Raw genomic sequence first — 17,191 nt, 5'->3', positions numbered from 1 at the left:
TTTGACAATTTTAGTTAGAAATATGTAGAATCAATACCATGAAACCACAGTTACTGAAGATTAATAAGCCTTCGGGTTTATCGTTCAACATATTTGAGCAATCCTGCCAGTTTTTTCCAACGCCTTGGCATTTTCATCCAGAAATTGAGATCGTTTGGATGAAATCGAGCACTGGCAAAAAATATATTGGTACAAGTATTGAGGAATTTGGACCCGACGATCTAGTAATTATTGGCTCGTACGTACCACATTTTTACAAAAATGATAGTGATTTTATGGAAGGTAAGTCTTCAGAAATGGCGCAATCGGTTGTGATACATTTTACAGAAGACTTTTTAGGAAATGACTTTTTCTTAAAACCAGAAAATCATAAAGTATGGGAGTTGTTAGAAAACGCAAAGCGAGGGATTCAATTTCGTAAAGAGTTTTGTCAGCAAATAAAACCGATACTTGCCTCACTTAGTCAACTGGAAGGTATGGACAAATTGTTAAGTTTTTTATCAATACTCAATCAGATGAGCAAAGAAACTACGATTAAGTATTTGAACTCTTATACCATTACCATCAACAACTCAGAGGAATCGGCAAGAATCAAGCAGGTATTTGCTTATATGATGCAAAATTTTCAACATGAAATTCATCTCGAACAAGTTGCCAGTTTGGTCAATATGAGCGAATCGGCATTTAGTCGATATTTCAAGCATCGAACTCGGGAGACGTTTAGCCATATCTTGACCGAAATTCGGATTGAACATGCCTGCAAAATGCTTCAGGAAAAAGATATTTCTATCGCAGATATCTGCTTTGAATCAGGCTTTCAGAATGTTTCTAATTTTAATAGACAATTTAGAAAGATGAAAAAAATGACGCCTTTGAATTATCGACAATTGTTCAATTAAGCAGTTTTTAGCTCCAAAAAAGCCATTTCATAAGGTTATATATTGCAGATGAACATTTTTTGACAAAAATCTTACTTTTTTTTAATCGTGCATTAAACCTTTAGAAACGGAATGAGTCTCAACAAACAAAAGCTTCTTAAATTGAGGTCAAATATTGAACAAAAACTAGATTTGGGTTATGTTTGACTGAAAGTTTAGATTGGACAAATCCAAGATTTAAAACTACTTGGAATAAAAACTGAGCTAAATTAAAGAGCGACCACAGCATACAGATTGAATTAATAGTGCCACATACAAAAGCCAACTCACTATATTTCAAACACTTAAAAGCTTCGCTTTTTCGCTTCTTTGTATACTCGCCCTTCTAGCTTAATTTGAAGTTTTTGTAGATACTGAAAAAGTACAAAAAAATTTAGACTCACAAGTATTTTTAATAAGAAATAAGGATATAATATAACTAATACAAGATTCTTGTTTCCTTAATAAAAAATTTGAGTTAAAACATTTGCAAGTGTTATTTCAACACACTACTTTTCGCATCAAATGAACAAGACGTTTGTAAAATATCTCTTCTCACTAGTTATCCTCGTGTTGAGCTTCACGAACCAGTTGATGGCTCGCTCGCACAAGGAAGGAGAGAATATTGTGTCTTCTTCTACCTCAAATTCGTCTTTTCACAACGCACTTCTTGACTCGCATCAAAGTCCTGTATTCTCTGTACCTGTTTCAGAAAGAGGAGAAAAAGTATTTTTTGATGCTAATGAAAAAGAAGTCGAAGAGGATGAAGCAATTTTAGCTTCGTCAGAACATATCCAAGGTGGCAATGCCATTGCTTCTCTTTTCTTTAGTTGGTATCACCGTTTAATCCAACTTCGCAGCCCTCAATTTTCTTATTACGATAAGAACCTTTTACAATTATCTCCAAGTAAGTTATTCATAGTCTTTCGTGTAATTAGACTATGAGATGATACTTTTGGGGGTCATGCTCCCGTCCTCATTCCAACTATTGTTTCAGTTTTCTAAGTAAGTGATTATTAAGACAGTATATCAGGTATTGACTTTGCTTATACTTTTTGCTTAAATTGCTTCTAGAACTGATTACAGTAATCTATCTCACAATTTCACAATACAAAATCATGAAAAAAATTCTCATCCTTATGGGTGTGGCTGTGATGCTATGCCATACTAGCTGCGATTCTAAAAAAGAGGAAGAAAAGAAAGAAGAGATCAAACTTCTTGTAACCAGCCCGCTAAAAAAAGACACAACCGCCATTCACGAGTTTGTGAGCCAGATTCGCGCGATTCAGCACATCGAGTTGCGTGCTTTAGAAAAGGGTTACTTAAAAAAGATTTATGTTGATGAAGGTCAGTTTGTGAAGAAAGGACAGTTAATGTTCCAAATCCTTCCTTTGCAATACCAAGCTGAGTTCCAAAAAGCACAAGCTGAAGCAAATTTTGCTGAAATCGAATACCAAAACACTAAGTCGTTGGCAGAAAGTAATATTGTTTCTAAAAACGAATTAGCCTTGGCAAAAGCAAAATGGGACAAAGCAAAAGCTGAAATGGATTTGGCAAAAGTACATTTAGGCTTTACTGAAATCAGAGCACCATTTGATGGTATCATGGACCACTTCGCTGTACGTGAAGGTAGCTTATTAGATGATGGTGATTTATTGACAACACTCTCAGATAACAGTAAAATGTGGGTTTACTTCAATGTGCCTGAATCTCAATATCTTGACTTAAAAACAAAGTCAAAAGGAACAACTTTACCTGTGGTAAAATTGAAAATGGCCAACCAAGATATTTTCTCTCATACAGGTGTGATTCAAACGATTGAAGCTGACTTCAACAATGAAACAGGTAACATCGCTTTCCGTGCTACGTTTCCAAACCCAGAAAAATTGTTGAGACATGGTGAAACTGGTAGCATCTTGATGGAATCTCCATTGAAAAATGCCGTTATCATTCCACAGAAAGCTACTTTCGAAGTACTTGAGAAAAAATATGTGTTTGTTGTTGATAAAGATAATACGGTAAAATCACGTGAAATTACTATTGCTGCTGAATTGCCAGATATCTATATCATCAAATCAGGTTTGAAAGGTGATGAAAAAATACTTCTTGAAGGTATTAAGAAAGTGAGAGACAACGATAAGATTAAGTTCGATTACGAGGATCCACAAAAAGTGATTTCGCACTTAAGAGTGTATGCTGAATAATAGTAGAAATTGTGAGAGTTAACTATTATGCTTGAGTGAATTCTTAATGCGTGAGTTCTGGAATTCGCACGCATTGAGTTATGGATGAGGTGGTTGTGACTCATAACCACCAATTCACTCAGCTTCAACTCTTTCAATACTTACTTCAATCACTTGTGTATTCAAAAACTTCAAGAAGAATATGTTTAGTAAATTCATACAGAGACCGGTATTAGCGATAGTAATATCGATCGTCATCGTTTTTATGGGGATTTTGTCTTTGAAGACACTCCCTACTTCACAATTCCCAGAAATTGCACCTCCAGTAGTAATGGTAAGTGCATCTTATCCTGGTGCTAGTGCCAAAGTACTTACCGAGTCTGTGCTTATTCCCCTTGAGCAGGCTATCAACGGTGTGTGGGGTATGCGCTACATGACTTCCGATGCAACTTCAGCGGGTGAAGCCAACATTCAAATTGTATTTAACTTAGGTACCGACCCCGACCAAGCCCTTGTACAGGTAAATACTAGGATTGCCCAAGTATTGAACCGTCTTCCGACCTTGGTACAACGTGAAGGGGTTGTTGTAAACCGTGTAATGAACAGTATGTTGATGTATGTCAACCTATACTCGAAAGACAAAAATGCGGATATGAAATTCTTGTTCAACTTTGCTGGGGTGAACATGATTCCTGAATTACAACGTTTGAATGGTATCGGTCAGGCTCGTATATTGGGTAGCCGTCAGTACGCTATGCGTATTTGGTTGAACCCAGACCGTATGCGTGCTTACAACGTTTCAGCTGACGAAATCATGGAGGCTTTGGGAGACCAAAGTGTAATTGGTTCACCTGGTCGTATTGGTCGTGCCGATGGTAAACGCGCCGAAGCACTCGAATATGTATTGACGTATCAGGGACGTTTTAACAAACCTGAACAATATCAAGATGTCATTATCCGCTCGAATCCCAACGGGGAAATCCTGAGGTTAAAAGATGTTGCCAAGGTAGAACTAGGTAGTGAATATTATGATATTTACTCCAACCTAAATGGTTATCCTTCGGCGGCGATTGTCTTGAAACAAACTTATGGTTCAAATGCGAGTGATGTAATCAAGAGTGTTAAAGATAAATTAGATGAACTGAAAAAGTCGTCATTCCCTCCAGGTATGGACTATCAAATCAGTTATGACGTATCTAACTTCTTGAATGCTTCTACCGAAAACGTAATTCATACCCTTCGCGATGCCTTCATTCTCGTGGCATTAGTAGTATTTGTGTTCTTGGGAGACTGGCGCTCAACGTTGATTCCAACGCTTGCTGTACCTATTTCATTGATTGGTGCATTCATCTTTATCAAGTTGTTTGGTTTGACCATCAACATGATTACCTTGTTTGCCTTGGTATTGGCTATCGGTATCGTAGTGGATGACGCCATTGTCGTCGTCGAGGCCGTCCATGCCAAGATGGAAGAGGAACACCTGTCCCCTTATAAGGCCGTAAGAAAAGTATTAGGTGAGATTAGTGGTGCCGTTATTGCGATTACTTTGTTGATGACAGCGGTATTCGTACCAGTAGCATTTATGAGTGGTCCTGTAGGTATTTTCTACCGTCAGTTCTCTATTACAATGGCGAGTTCAATTATTCTCTCGGGGGTAATTGCCCTTACAGTAACGCCAGTGCTTTGTGCTATGATTTTGAAAAATAATCACGGTAAACCTAAGAAGAAAAATATCTTAGACAAAGCCTTGGATGTTTTCAACTCAGGTTTCGAAAAGCTGACAAACTTCTATGTAAATATATTGAAGGTAATTGCTCACCGCAAACTAGTTACTGTTGTATTGTGGATTGTATTTGTGCTTGGTATCGCTGGTATTGCATCAAACCTTCCTTCTGGTTTTATTCCAAGTGAAGACCAAGGTATGATTTATGCCATTATCCAGACACCTCCAGGGTCAACATTGGAGCGTACCAACGACATTTCACGTAAACTTCAAGAAATTGCTGAAAAAGTAGAAGGTATTCAATCGGTATCAGCCTTGGCTGGTTATGAGGTACTTACCGAAGGTCGTGGTTCGAACGCGGGTACTTGTTTGATTAACTTAAAACCATGGGATGAACGTCATCACTCGGTTTCTGAAATCATTTATGAGTTAGAAGAAAAAGCACATGAAATCCCTGGAGCGACCATCGAATTCTTCGATCCACCAGCGGTTCCTGGTTATGGTGCAGCGGGTGGTTTTGCCCTACAATTGTTGGATAAAACTAACTCGGGTGACTACAACCAATTGGAAAGTGTGAAAAATGATTTCATGAAAGCCCTAGAAAAACGTCCTGAGCTTACAGGTTTGTTTACTTTCTTTAGTGCAAACTATCCTCAGTACGAACTAGAAATTGACAACCAATTGGCTATGCAAAAAGGCGTATCCATTGGTAATGCCATGAACACTTTGTCTATCTTGATTGGTAGTACTTACGAACTAGGTTTTATCAAATTCCAACGTTTCTTTAAAGTATTCGTACAAGCTTCGCCAGAGTTTAGACAATTGCCAGAGGATGTCATGAAATTGTATGTGAAAAATAACCGTGACGAAATGGTTCCTTTCTCATCTTTCATGAAAATCAAGAAAATGCAAGGGCCAAACGAAATTAACCGTTACAACATGTACACCACAGCAGCGATTCGTGGTGGTGCTGCTAAAGGTTTTAGTTCGGGTCAGGCGATTGCTGCGGTACAACAAGTTGCCAAAGAAACATTGCCGCACGGATTTGATATTGACTGGGCTGCCCTTTCTTATGATGAAGTTAGACGTGGTAACGAAGCTATCTATATCTTCCTTATCGTATTGGCATTCGTGTATGTAGTATTAGCTGCTCAGTACGAAAGCTTTATTATTCCATTGTCGGTAGTATTATCATTACCAGCAGGGGTATTTGGTTCATTCTTGATGATTAAATCAATGGGCTTGGCCAACGATATTTACGCACAAGTTGGTTTGGTTATGTTGGTTGGTTTATTGGGTAAAAACGCCGTATTGATTGTAGAATTTGCGATGCAAAAACACCATCAAGGTGCAACAGTACTCGACGCTGCTATCGAAGGAGCTAGAGTTCGTTTCCGTCCAATCTTGATGACTTCATTTGCCTTCATTGCAGGTTTGATTCCATTGGTATTGGCACATGGTGCAGGTGCAATTGGTAACAAAACAATTGGTGCTTCGGCATTGGGTGGTATGTTATTCGGTACCATCTTCGGGGTAATCATTGTGCCAGGCTTGTATTATATCTTTGGTTCAATGGCTGAAGGTCGCAAACTCATCAAAGACGAAGAGAACGACTCATTGACAGAAAACCTTGTTCACCAATTAGATTCATTCCCTCAACCAGACGACAGTAACGACGATGAATAATATAAGAAAAATCAATTATTTAGCAACGGGCTGTGTACTGATGATGGTAGCGGCCTGCGTACCAAAGTCTTTGGTACCTGTGACTAAAACAGAAAATCGTAATACACCTGCTACTTATAATGGCGGTACAAGCGACTCGACCAATGTGGCTAAAATCAAGTGGAAAGAGTTTTTCACCGATCCAAAATTGGAAGCCTTGATTGATACAGCTTTGTTAAACAATCAGGAATTGAATCTTACTTTACAAGAAATTGAAATTTCGCGCAACGAAATCAATGCTCGTAAAGGGGAATACCTTCCTTTTGTAAAACTTGGCGGTGGCTTGGGTGTAGACAAGGTTTCGAGATATACCAGTCAAGGTGCGGCAGACGATATGTCTGAAATCCGTCCTGGCGTAAGAACTCCAGAGGTTTTGCCTGATATGATGGTGGGCGCAAGAGCGAGTTGGGAAGTGGATATTTGGCACAAATTGCGTAACGCACAAAAAGTAGCTGCACAAAACTATTTCGCAAGCATTGAAGGCAAAAACTTTCTGGTAACCAATTTGGTAGGCGAAATCGCTAACTCTTATTACGAGTTGTTGGCATTAGACAACCAATTGGCTATTATCAAGCAAAACATCGAGATTTTGAACAATGCCTTGAATATCATCAGACAAGAAAAACAAGCAGCTAAAGTTACTGAACTAGCTGTGCGCAGATTCGAGGCTGAGGTATTCAAAACGCAAAGTTTACAGTATGAAATTCAGCAGAAAATTGTTGAAGCCGAAAACAAAATCAACTTCTTGGTGGGACGTTACCCACAACATGTAGATAGAAGTTCGGACAATTTCAACACTTTGGCACCAACAAAGATATATGCTGGCTTGCCTTCGCAATTGATTATCAACCGTCCAGATGTAAGAGCGGCTGAGTTGAAACTTTCAGCAGCCAAACTAGACGTAAGTATTGCGAGAGCCAACTTCTACCCTTCTTTGGGTTTGAGTGCTGGTTTGGGCTTTAGATCTTACAATCCTTTGTATTTGGTCAATTTACCTCAAGCATTGATTACCTCATTGGCTGGCGATATTGCAGGTCCATTGGTAAACAAATATGCCTTGATTGCTGGCTATAATACCGCTAGCGCCAAGCAAATCAAAGCAATCATCGAGTTTGAAAGAACGGTGTTGAATGCTTGTATTGAGGTAACAAACCAATTATCAAACATTGATAACTTGGATAAGAACTTCAACATGAAGGCTAATCAAGTAGATGCACTTACACAATCTACGGAAATCTCTATCAAACTCTTCAAGTCGGCTAGAGCAGATTATATGGAAGTGTTGTTGACCCAACGTGACGTATTAGAATCACGTATGGAATTGATTGAAACAAAAATGCGCCAAATGAATGCTTTTGTAAATGCTTACAGAGCACTCGGCGGCGGCTGGAATTAATTTGTATTGTGTAATCGTTAGTGCAAATAACCCCATTTTACCGAGTAAGATGGGGATTATTTTTTTATGATGAGTTTTGAGACAATTGGAGATTTGAGATTTCTGATTTCTGATTTCGGACATACGCTGGTGCTGGCTTCCTAGCCAGTACCTATTTTTTTCTCTGGATTGTATCCAGAAGCTTTCTTTCCAAAACTTTACAAGGGAGTTGATTTTTATAATAGGATTGGAATCCTTAGATTGAGTTAGTACTGGCTAGGAAGCCAGCACTAGCTGAGAAAATTACTTAGCCTCTCTAATAATTATTTTATCTTCACCATCATGTAGGATATAAAAGTAGTTTTTATCTTCATATTTTGCATTTACAGTATTCCTCCCATCAACATTATGAAATGTTGGAATATCAATTGAACTAACAGGAACATTTATTTTTTTAAGTTCGCCATTAACCATTTCATTCTCTATGATTGTTAGATATTGACTATCTCCAAATTTGATTAATAATTCTCCCAAGATACCTTTATATATTGGGAATTTAATTTCTCTTGAGAGCCTAATATTCAATTCTTTATGAACGAATACTAGCAAAATAACAAAAGCTACACATAAAAATATTTTCTTAACCATAATTCTATTTGTCGTTTAGAAGGTCAAATAATTGTACATTAGCTGGTGCTAGCTTCCTAGCCAGTACCTATTTTTTTCTCTGGATTCTATCCAGAGGCTATCTTCCACAACCTCACAGTTGAGTTGATTTTCATTGTAGGTTTGTTTACCTCGCAGACAGATAGCAGAATTATAGAAAGGATTGGAATCCTTAGATTGAGTTGGTGCTGGCTGGGAAGTTAGCACTAGAGACGGGATTACCAAAATTTATACTTAGAACTATCGTTATAAACCCAAAATTCACCATTATAATCTATTCTTATTGAAATTTCTTCTTTTGTTAAAGGCTGTTTTTGTTGAATCATTCTGTCTTGTCCTTTTCTGCAAAAGTTTTTGACAATTCCACGAAAAAAAATGGATGTCTTTTTTTCATTATCAAACACAAGTCTTTTCGGATAATATTCAACGCACTCGTCATCTCGATAATACCCTATTTTAACTCCTGTTTTTACTTTTCTACTGTCAAAGGTTCGTTTCAACTTTTCACCTATTATTTCGTATATAAAATAATAATCAAATTCTCTATAATTATAGATTCCTCCGAACATCATTTTATCATTGATGTTTATAAACTGATTAAATTCAACTGGTAAAAGATAACTATTTTTATTACGAATAGTAATGAAAGTATAGTCTCTACGGACTGATGTAGCCACTTCTCCTTTAACTCTAATTTTGAAAATACTCATATCTTTCAAAGTTTTTGCTAAATCAACATGAAGCTTTCTTCCCAAAAGGTAATTATCAATAAGCCATTTAGCTATTGTAGAGGTATCTAACTTCATATTACTGTCGATAGGAAGCCTCACTACAGTATCACCATAAATGTCAATTGTTTCTGATTGTTCAAATTTTCCTGAATTCGTACAGCTTAACATTGTTAAACTTACCAGAATAATAGTTTTGATTTTCATTTTACTCAATGGCATTATAGATATGCAATACTGTTTGTAAATATGTAAGCTCTTATTAGCTTGTTCTATATTTTTGTATCCCATTTTGCAAACTCTGAAAGTTTTTGTTTTCCAGCTTCAACATCTTTTAACCTCATACCTATCTTATACTTATAGTCGTATATCACTCACTTTAATGTGTACGTCTTTCCAACGCTAGTGCTGGATTCTATCCAGAGGCAATCGTTTCAAAACTTCACAAATGAGTTGACTTTTATCATAGGTTTACCTCGTAGACAGATAGCAGAATTATAGAAAGGATTGGAATCCTTAGATTGAGTTAGTACTGCTTGAAAGCCAGCACTAGTGGGGGAAAAAGATTTATTCTACCTTTATGTCTTCATCTAGAATGTACTTTTGCCAAAAAGATAAATATTCACTTTTATTCAAATAACAGTAGACTTTGCCATTTCTGACATCAATAACTGTATACTTTCTCTTCTCTATTGGGATGTCTTTTAACTTCAAACGACATGAAATTGAGTCAGTTGATACAGCGCAAATAAAATCGTCGTTAAATTTTAGATCCTTTACCGACTCTATCAAATTACAGCTTCCACCAAGTCCACCTCCTAATGATAGACGATTCGTGCAAGAACCTTCTACATAATATGCATTGTTTCCAGGCAGTTCAATCATACCATCTGACATATTGCAGCTATTTAAGATAAAAAAGCAGGCAGTAAATAATAGTTTTTCTTTCATAATATATTCACCTCGTGGATTGATAGCAGGGTTGAAGTTCTTAGATTGAGTTAGTACTGGCTAGGGAGCCAGCACTAGCGGGTGTCCAAGTCATAGACTTGAACCATTATCATATTTATTTAATCCGTTTGAAAAAACTTGACATAAAAATAGCATTTGCATGAACATAGTCTAATTGCATAGTATCATTATAAAATACGCATTTATATGTGGTTCCACCTGAATTCAGAAACCCATTATTTTCCCAAAAGTATTTTTCTACAACCATATTGCCCGTAGTATATTGCTGGTGTAAAAAAACACTATCCTCAAGATATTCATCATACCATTTTACGCCAGATGGTGCTTCTATTCTTCCATTACCGAGACCGATGAATTCCCATTTCCCTAAAATCGCTTTTTGTGGAGAAATATCTTCGTCTTTACAGCTTGTAGAAAGCGTAAATAACAATAGTAAAATAAGTGCAGATCGTGTTTTCATTTTTGCAGAAATAAAGTATTGAATGTGTAAAATATAACCCTGTATTAAAATCTAATTTTAGATAAATTTCAAGTTTAATAGTGAGATTAAACTAAAGACACTTCACGAATAATAATGGTTGTAAATAGACTTCACGTTTATAGCATTTACTCAACACTGGTGCTGGATTCTATCCAGAGGCAATCGTTTCAAAACCTCACAAATGAGTTGACTTTCAACATAGGTTTACCTCATAGACAGATAGCAGAATTATAGAAAGGATTGGAATCCTTAGATTGAGTTGGTGCTGGCTGGGAAGTCAGCACTAGAGAGGGGATTTTATTTTTTTTGAAATAGAGACATTAAATATGGTTGAAAAATTATTAGTTTCAAGACGAAGGTTGTCATCATAAAATTGATACTTGTAATCGAATATCAACCAAAAGCCATCTTGACGTTGAGTTCCTATATGCAGAAGAGAATCTATCCAATATTTCTTCACAAATGACTTTTTTGTTGCATAATCATATTCAATAAGTACGCTATCACTAAGAAATTGACGATACCCGCTAGGAACTAATAGTGGTCTTTCTTCTCCATTACCTAGGTATATCTCTTCCCACTTACCTAAAATAATCTCTTTCGGTGAAATTTCTTCTTCTTTACAAGCAGGGGATAATACGTATATGAATAGTAAAAAAATAATAGATGTCTTTTTCATTTTCGCACAACTAACGTGATAATTGTATACAATTCAACAATAAAAAATATTCATGTTTTTGGTAAAGAATAATGCTAAAAGAGCCGTGAATTTCAGACTGAAAATATAGCCATTTATCCAAACTAGAAACATAACCCTTAATCTTTTCCGATGAAGATATAATATTTATTGGCTACTTCTCTATCGGTTTTTATCAGAAAAATTTAACTCCCGCTGGTGCTAGCTTCCTAGCCAGTAGCTATTTTTCTCTGGATTTTATCCAGAGGCAACAATTCCAGCATTTCACAATGAGCTCATTTTCTTTACATTTTCATAGTTTAAAGATATTAAAAAAATAGGTCCAAGCCGTAGACTTGAACCTATTGGAGTTCTTACACAGGATTGAAAGCTAGCACTAGCATAAACTTACCCCTGAGAAGATAAAAGATTTGCTAGTCAAACAAGTACAAATGATTTTGTCTATCCTTTGTAATCAGATTTATGACATCAAATCTCCTAATCTGCGTAAATGAACCCATGTCACTATCACTGTTAATCAGTATAGATCCAAGTAAAATCACATACTTACAATTATAGTTAGTCAGTTCGACAAGTTCATTGAGTCGTTGATCGATTGCCTCATAAATTACTTCAGTTGCTTCAAATAAAGGGGATGAAGCTGTAAGTACTCGATTTTTTTGCTTGAGCAAAATTTGCTCAATGGTATTCATTTGATAATCCAATTCGGTCACATTACTTGCGATGATTTGGTCGTTGAGCAATTTACCAAGTGCTCCTTTTGCAGCACCACAACAGCCACTATTTTTATGTTGTCCTAGTCGATGAATCTCCCCAATTGTACCTGTTTTTGTTACACCAATATGCGGCCCATAATAAATGAAAACTGCACCATCATCAGGAACATGACTGGCAAATGCAGCCATCCCCGTAAGTCCAGTAAATGGATATCCATCCAATCCTCCCATCTTGAAAGGTCCTAAAAACTCTTGAGTCCTAGCCGGATATTGAATGCTATTTACATCGTCGCTACAAATACTATCAGCAAGCATTACTTGTTTAGGCTCCAAATCTAGTTCGGATTCTACAAAATCAATGACTTTGTTTACACAATCAATCGTTGTCATTGCTTTGGGATACCATTGATGAACAATCCCTAGTTTTTCTCTTTTTTTCATGTCAAAGTATTTAAAGTATGATATTATTCTTAGGCTGTAGGGCTGGTGGCAAATCTGTTTCACCAAGCATTTCTCTCATATCTATTTCAATAGTTCGGCTCATTTGGGAAATTGGCACATCGTTCGCACTTCCTTCAAAAGGGTTTTCAGTACTTTCGCCCACTTGCTCCAAAGATGTATATATCCAAGAAATCAATACGCTAAACGGAATCACCAACCACACCATATATCCTTTCATGACACCCTCTATTCCTTCGTTGAGCTTGTCAAATTCCTTGAGCAAGCCGAAAGGAAGAAGAATACAAAACAGCCTAATGAAAAATGTATTAATCGTTGCGAACTGCCTCGGATAAGGAAAATTTTTGATTCTTTCACTTTTGCCCTGATGATCATAAAATTCCTTCAACATCTTCTGCATTTCGACCATCAAATACGAATCAATCTCCTGATTAGCATATAGCTCTTTGATGGTCTTACTTTGTAAACTTAGCAGCTGAGCTGCCTTATTTTTGGTAGACAGTATATACACTAACTCCTCCGCTGAAAGGTATTTTTTTAATTCCTCTTCTAGTGTCGTTTCTCTTTCTGGAATGGTATAAAATGCTTTGTACTCTTCATTGTAAGATTTGCTGGCAGTTTCCCAAGCTCTGGCATCTCTCATAGCATATCTAAGCGCGGTCAACCACGCAAAATGACGATAAAACAGCTCTTTGGTTTTGTCAGCATTACTCAAAAAATCCCTACTCATAGTGCCCCATGCACGACTACTATTTAGAATTGCTCCCCAAATCTGTCGTGCTTCCCATGTTCTATTATAGGTTTGTGTATTTTTAAAACCTACAATAAAAGCCGTAGCTGTACCCAATAATGAGACTACAGTCCAAGGTATTGCAAGCCATTTTAGGTCGGCGACCTCATACAACACCACTGGAACAATACCAATGAATAGCGTCTTATAGATATTCCTGCGAGTCCAGACTATAAACTCTGATAGTTTGTAAGATTTTCCTGAATGCATTATTTTGATTGATTTGAAGTGAATTTGCTTATTAAAATACCTACCAGAACCACCGAATAAAACTGACCTGCTACACCAATGAGTGAAGTAGTCAATTTGGTAAAGTAGACATTGGGAGTTATATCTCCATATCCTATTGTCGTAAGTGTGACCGAACAGAAATATACGAGATCCATAAAAGTGAGTGCTGGGTCAGAATAATCTACCCCTTTAAATGACTGAGGATACCGATAAACCCACATTTGAAAAAGAAATACGAATATTTCAATTAGTAAAAACAGCCCGCAAGCTGCCGCCGAAATGATATCGGTATTGATATAGCTAGGTTTGATTAGGAATTTAAAAACTTCCAGAAAAATGAAGGAATAAAATATGACATAGCAAATATTCAATAGTAGCATAAATCCGATATTACCTCTGAAGAAAGGAAGCAGGATGGGAAGCAACACCACAAAAAATGTTAAGGCGTTTTTGATGGAATTTTTGGTACGCCCTTTCTCTATAAACACACCCACACTAGCTAAACCAAGAATAACCATGTTGATAGGCCAAATTACCTCAGTGTAAAAAGTTAAGTCAGTAACAAAAATCCCTATGTACAGGTGTTGAACTAAGGCAACCAGCAGTATTTCGTACTTTCTTTCATTGATAAAGCTTTTCAGATTCATATAGTTAAGAGAAATAGTTAAGGTTTTTGAAAAATTATATAAGCTGAGCTATATGACGAAATGTAACACGTTTGGTTACATACTAGCAGATTGAAGAAAGTGAAGAGGATCCTCCATGTTCAAATGTTAGTCTAGCATTTGTTGAGTGGCTTTTGATTTCGGCTATGTTTATGATAAAATAACCTTATGATTTGAGCTATTGAACTAACTCCATTAGCGATTTCTGCATTAGATAACTATTAGGAAATTCCTATCATCTGCGCAACTAATAAATCCTAACAAACATCCATGGGCAGTCCCTTTCTGATGTAATCTAAAGTTTGAGATGACTTCAGTTTTGTTTTTTGTATCACTCCAAATATAAGATAAATCAAATGAATTCATCTTGGTACAGAAGCGCTTTTAAAAAAATAGAATTTCCTAAAAATCATTCACTAAAAAGTAGTATCTTAGATTGTTAATCCACTATTTATCAGTTTGAGACATTTCAATTTTTAAAATAAATACTGATAAAATATACGAATACTTGTGAGTTTAAATGATTTGTTAGAGACTTTTTCAATTCAACATTCACAACTTGTACTTATAGTGGTGGCTACTTAAAATCCGAAATTCAATTAAAGAAAAGTAAAAGCCACAAGGCATAAACTTATCTGACACTATTCATATTTGATTCAGGCATCGAAGTTTTCGATGCCTTTTTTTGTACTTCTACTACTCTATACATGCAAATAAATTTACTCTGATAACGACAAAGCAGTGAAATAAAAAAGGCGATATCCATTACTGAATATCGCCTATCATTAATAAATCAGGTTTTTATTAAAAAGTTTTATACAGAGTTAGATTCAACTTATTGTGAATGTAAAACATTGACAATAAAAATTTTACATTCACAATTCATCATTCACAACTCTGCACTAATCATTAATAACCAGGGTTTTGCATAGCAGTTTTTTGATCAGATGTCAAAGGTTTTCCTCCGCTGTACACGCCATCCAAAAATGTCTGTGGAATTGGTCTCAACAAATGAAAATCTTTAATATTGTTAGCAGCTCCAGGGTTATATGCTTTTGCTCTAGCTACCAATGTTTTAGTTCTGCTCAAATCTTCCCAACGGTGGAATTCACCGCAAAGCTCTCTTGTTCTTTCGTTCAATACCAAGCACAACATTTTGTCATACGTAGAAGTATAGCCCAACTTATTGATTACGGCTACATCTTGCGCTGGCAAATTGGTAACACTCGTAATATCAAGCGCTGTTGCTGTAGTAGCGACAGGAATGTTGTTTGACTCATAATAAGAGTTTTCTGTCAAGAAAGAGTTAATATTTACATTCTGACCTGATTGAGATACAACATACGCAGCAGCACCATCTGTATAAGCAGCTCTGTCTTCACCAGCTTTATAAGCAGCTCTTTTTCTTACAGCATTGATATAAGGAAGTGCAGCATCATAAGAACCTTGACCAAGGTTTGCCAAACGAATTTTTGCTTCAGCAGCCATCAAATACGTCTCTGCTGATCTAGCAAGAATTTCGTCTCTATAACCCCTTACTTCATTGATTGCCAAACGAGCACCATCATAATGTTTGCTCAATGAAGGAAAACGAACATCAGTCAACAAACTTTTACCATCTGACGCATGAGCTACATATACAGATGGAATCGTTTTATTTGTTTTTGGATAAATAATTTCATCCAAATTTTTAGTTTTTGCGAAACGAGTATCTGTAGGACTGTTAATGACATACATGATTCCTAAATCTCCATTTACGTACTTTCCACTACCATTGTTACATCTGCTCTTCGTTCTAAAGCTTTTCCAGAATCTTGAATCGTTGACTTGATCAAATACATCATAGGTAAAATACGTTGGAGCTAAACGACTAAACGGTCGCATACCTGTCAAGTCACGTTGCATATATGGAAGATCGTCATAACGAGCCGTGAAATATAAATGGCTATTATTAAATGTCGTAGAAAGCATATTATCTGAAAATTGTGCAGAAAGGATTAATTCTGAAAGTGTTTCATTTGCTCCATTCGGCTTACTGTATGCCCAAATATCTCCAAAATTGTTTGCCAGAGGGTGTCTTGCAATTACTTCGTCTGAAAGGGAAACAACCTTAGCCAAGTCAGCGGCCTTAGTAGAAGTATTCCATGAGTCATTGATTTCACTTGCTCTTGACAAATACGCTTTAGCTAAATAATGCGCTACAGCATCTTTAGTAATTTTGGCTGGAGCACCAGTATTATCCAACAAATCATACGCTTTTGATAAGTCATCGATAATTTGCGCATAAACTTTGTCTGGCGTTTCGCGAGTAAACTCTAATTCTACTGTAGTACTTACTGTCAATTTTAAAGGTACAGCACCGTATTGACGAACTAATCTCAAATAGTTATAAGCACGCAAGAAATAGCCTTCACCTAAAGATGTTTTCTTGATGGCACTATTGGTTGAGGTAATATCAGTAGCCGATTTAATAACCTGATTAGCCAAACCAATAGCAATATAATAAGTATCCCAAGCACGCTCAGCAGCTACTGTATTTGAATTTACGGCAGTAACTATCGGCTTAAAACCTCCATCGTAATTATTCCAAGAACTGTTTGAACCATCACCTCCCACATGAAATTCATCGGTGCCGTAATTAGTCGTAGCAAATTGAACCTCACCACTAAATGGTACTGCAAATGTTTGATTATATGCCCCAGTTACAGCAGCCTGAATACCTTCTTCAGTACTGTAGTAGGCATTACTTCTTTGTGTTGTTAATTCCTCTTTTAGGAAGTCTGATTGACAAGACATATTAGCTAAAAGAGCGAAAGCACAAATACCTGTTTTTATATATCTAAACTGTACTTTATTCATCTTA

Annotated in this window: 14 protein-coding genes; 5 read left to right on the top strand and 9 right to left on the bottom strand. The window is 36.5% G+C overall.

Annotated features, from left to right (window positions below; genetic code table 11):
- The first annotated feature begins 38 nt into the window (after positions 1 to 38).
- The 5 genes from QM481_RS22810 (at position 39) to QM481_RS22790 (ending at position 7,944) form a co-directional block, all read left to right on the top strand.
- Positions 39 to 899 carry an AraC family transcriptional regulator gene (locus QM481_RS22810; protein ID WP_166549258.1) on the top strand — a complete coding sequence of 287 codons (861 nt, stop codon included), beginning with the start codon at positions 39 to 41 and terminating at the stop codon, positions 897 to 899.
- Positions 900 to 1,442: 543 nt separating this feature from the next.
- The gene (locus tag QM481_RS22805; RefSeq protein WP_283383485.1) at positions 1,443 to 1,862 is read left to right on the top strand and encodes a hypothetical protein; all 420 of its coding nucleotides are present in this window, start codon (positions 1,443 to 1,445) and stop codon (positions 1,860 to 1,862) included.
- Between the two features lie 173 nt (positions 1,863 to 2,035).
- Entirely contained in the window at positions 2,036 to 3,121 is a 1,086-nt protein-coding gene (locus QM481_RS22800; protein WP_166549260.1) for an efflux RND transporter periplasmic adaptor subunit, read from the top strand.
- Positions 3,122 to 3,302: 181 nt separating this feature from the next.
- Complete coding sequence (locus QM481_RS22795) at positions 3,303 to 6,509, top strand: efflux RND transporter permease subunit (RefSeq protein WP_283383484.1); 3,207 nt, start codon at positions 3,303 to 3,305, stop codon at positions 6,507 to 6,509.
- Positions 6,502 to 7,944 (top strand): TolC family protein, encoded by a 1,443-nt coding sequence (locus QM481_RS22790; RefSeq protein ID WP_166549262.1) that lies wholly within the window; start codon positions 6,502 to 6,504, stop codon positions 7,942 to 7,944. Before QM481_RS22795 ends, QM481_RS22790 begins: the two co-directional genes overlap by 8 nt.
- Positions 7,945 to 8,226: 282 nt before the next feature.
- Here the strand turns inward: QM481_RS22790 and QM481_RS22785 are convergent, their stop codons facing one another.
- From QM481_RS22785 to QM481_RS22745, 9 genes are all read right to left on the bottom strand, one after another.
- Entirely contained in the window at positions 8,227 to 8,571 is a 345-nt protein-coding gene (locus QM481_RS22785) for a hypothetical protein (RefSeq protein ID WP_283383483.1), read from the bottom strand.
- A gap of 236 nt (positions 8,572 to 8,807) precedes the next feature.
- Positions 8,808 to 9,524 carry a hypothetical protein gene (locus QM481_RS22780; protein ID WP_283383482.1) on the bottom strand — a complete coding sequence of 239 codons (717 nt, stop codon included), beginning with the start codon at positions 9,522 to 9,524 and terminating at the stop codon, positions 8,808 to 8,810.
- 360 nt (positions 9,525 to 9,884) lie between these two features.
- Positions 9,885 to 10,268, bottom strand: coding sequence for a hypothetical protein (locus tag QM481_RS22775; protein WP_283383481.1), 384 nt, complete (start codon positions 10,266 to 10,268; stop codon positions 9,885 to 9,887).
- A gap of 115 nt (positions 10,269 to 10,383) precedes the next feature.
- Positions 10,384 to 10,749: a hypothetical protein gene (locus QM481_RS22770; RefSeq protein WP_283383480.1), complete on the bottom strand. Its 366-nt coding sequence runs from the start codon at positions 10,747 to 10,749 to the stop codon at positions 10,384 to 10,386.
- 304 nt (positions 10,750 to 11,053) lie between these two features.
- On the bottom strand, positions 11,054 to 11,449 hold the full coding sequence (locus tag QM481_RS22765; protein WP_283383479.1) for a hypothetical protein: 396 nt from the start codon (positions 11,447 to 11,449) through the stop codon (positions 11,054 to 11,056).
- A gap of 431 nt (positions 11,450 to 11,880) precedes the next feature.
- Positions 11,881 to 12,624: an LCIB family protein gene (locus QM481_RS22760; protein ID WP_283383478.1), complete on the bottom strand. Its 744-nt coding sequence runs from the start codon at positions 12,622 to 12,624 to the stop codon at positions 11,881 to 11,883.
- Positions 12,625 to 12,634: 10 nt separating this feature from the next.
- On the bottom strand, positions 12,635 to 13,642 hold the full coding sequence (locus tag QM481_RS22755) for a bestrophin family protein (RefSeq protein ID WP_166549274.1): 1,008 nt from the start codon (positions 13,640 to 13,642) through the stop codon (positions 12,635 to 12,637).
- Entirely contained in the window at positions 13,642 to 14,310 is a 669-nt protein-coding gene (locus QM481_RS22750; RefSeq protein WP_283383477.1) for a potassium channel family protein, read from the bottom strand. The genes QM481_RS22755 and QM481_RS22750 overlap by 1 nt, the downstream gene beginning before the upstream one ends.
- 927 nt (positions 14,311 to 15,237) lie before the next feature.
- Positions 15,238 to 17,187: a RagB/SusD family nutrient uptake outer membrane protein gene (locus QM481_RS22745; RefSeq protein WP_283383476.1), complete on the bottom strand. Its 1,950-nt coding sequence runs from the start codon at positions 17,185 to 17,187 to the stop codon at positions 15,238 to 15,240.
- Positions 17,188 to 17,191: the final 4 nt, after the last annotated feature.

Source organism: Flectobacillus rivi (assembly GCF_030056655.1).
GTDB lineage: Bacteria > Bacteroidota > Bacteroidia > Cytophagales > Spirosomataceae > Flectobacillus > Flectobacillus rivi.
This window is presented reverse-complemented; position numbering and strand designations above follow the sequence as displayed.

Excerpts from the sequence above, each read along its gene's own strand:
- QM481_RS22775 (WP_283383481.1), bottom strand. The coding sequence starts at position 10,268 with ATGAAAGAAAAACTATTATTTACTGCCTGCTTTTTTATCTTAAATAGC.
- QM481_RS22745 (WP_283383476.1), bottom strand. The coding sequence starts at position 17,187 with ATGAATAAAGTACAGTTTAGATATATAAAAACAGGTATTTGTGCTTTC.
- QM481_RS22805 (WP_283383485.1), top strand. The coding sequence starts at position 1,443 with ATGAACAAGACGTTTGTAAAATATCTCTTCTCACTAGTTATCCTCGTG.
- QM481_RS22780 (WP_283383482.1), bottom strand. The coding sequence starts at position 9,524 with ATGAAAATCAAAACTATTATTCTGGTAAGTTTAACAATGTTAAGCTGT.
- QM481_RS22800 (WP_166549260.1), top strand. The coding sequence starts at position 2,036 with ATGAAAAAAATTCTCATCCTTATGGGTGTGGCTGTGATGCTATGCCAT.
- QM481_RS22760 (WP_283383478.1), bottom strand. The coding sequence starts at position 12,624 with ATGAAAAAAAGAGAAAAACTAGGGATTGTTCATCAATGGTATCCCAAA.
- QM481_RS22790 (WP_166549262.1), top strand. The coding sequence starts at position 6,502 with ATGAATAATATAAGAAAAATCAATTATTTAGCAACGGGCTGTGTACTG.
- QM481_RS22750 (WP_283383477.1), bottom strand. The coding sequence starts at position 14,310 with ATGAATCTGAAAAGCTTTATCAATGAAAGAAAGTACGAAATACTGCTG.
- QM481_RS22755 (WP_166549274.1), bottom strand. The coding sequence starts at position 13,642 with ATGCATTCAGGAAAATCTTACAAACTATCAGAGTTTATAGTCTGGACT.
- QM481_RS22765 (WP_283383479.1), bottom strand. The coding sequence starts at position 11,449 with ATGAAAAAGACATCTATTATTTTTTTACTATTCATATACGTATTATCC.
- QM481_RS22795 (WP_283383484.1), top strand. The coding sequence starts at position 3,303 with ATGTTTAGTAAATTCATACAGAGACCGGTATTAGCGATAGTAATATCG.
- QM481_RS22785 (WP_283383483.1), bottom strand. The coding sequence starts at position 8,571 with ATGGTTAAGAAAATATTTTTATGTGTAGCTTTTGTTATTTTGCTAGTA.
- QM481_RS22770 (WP_283383480.1), bottom strand. The coding sequence starts at position 10,749 with ATGAAAACACGATCTGCACTTATTTTACTATTGTTATTTACGCTTTCT.
- QM481_RS22810 (WP_166549258.1), top strand. The coding sequence starts at position 39 with ATGAAACCACAGTTACTGAAGATTAATAAGCCTTCGGGTTTATCGTTC.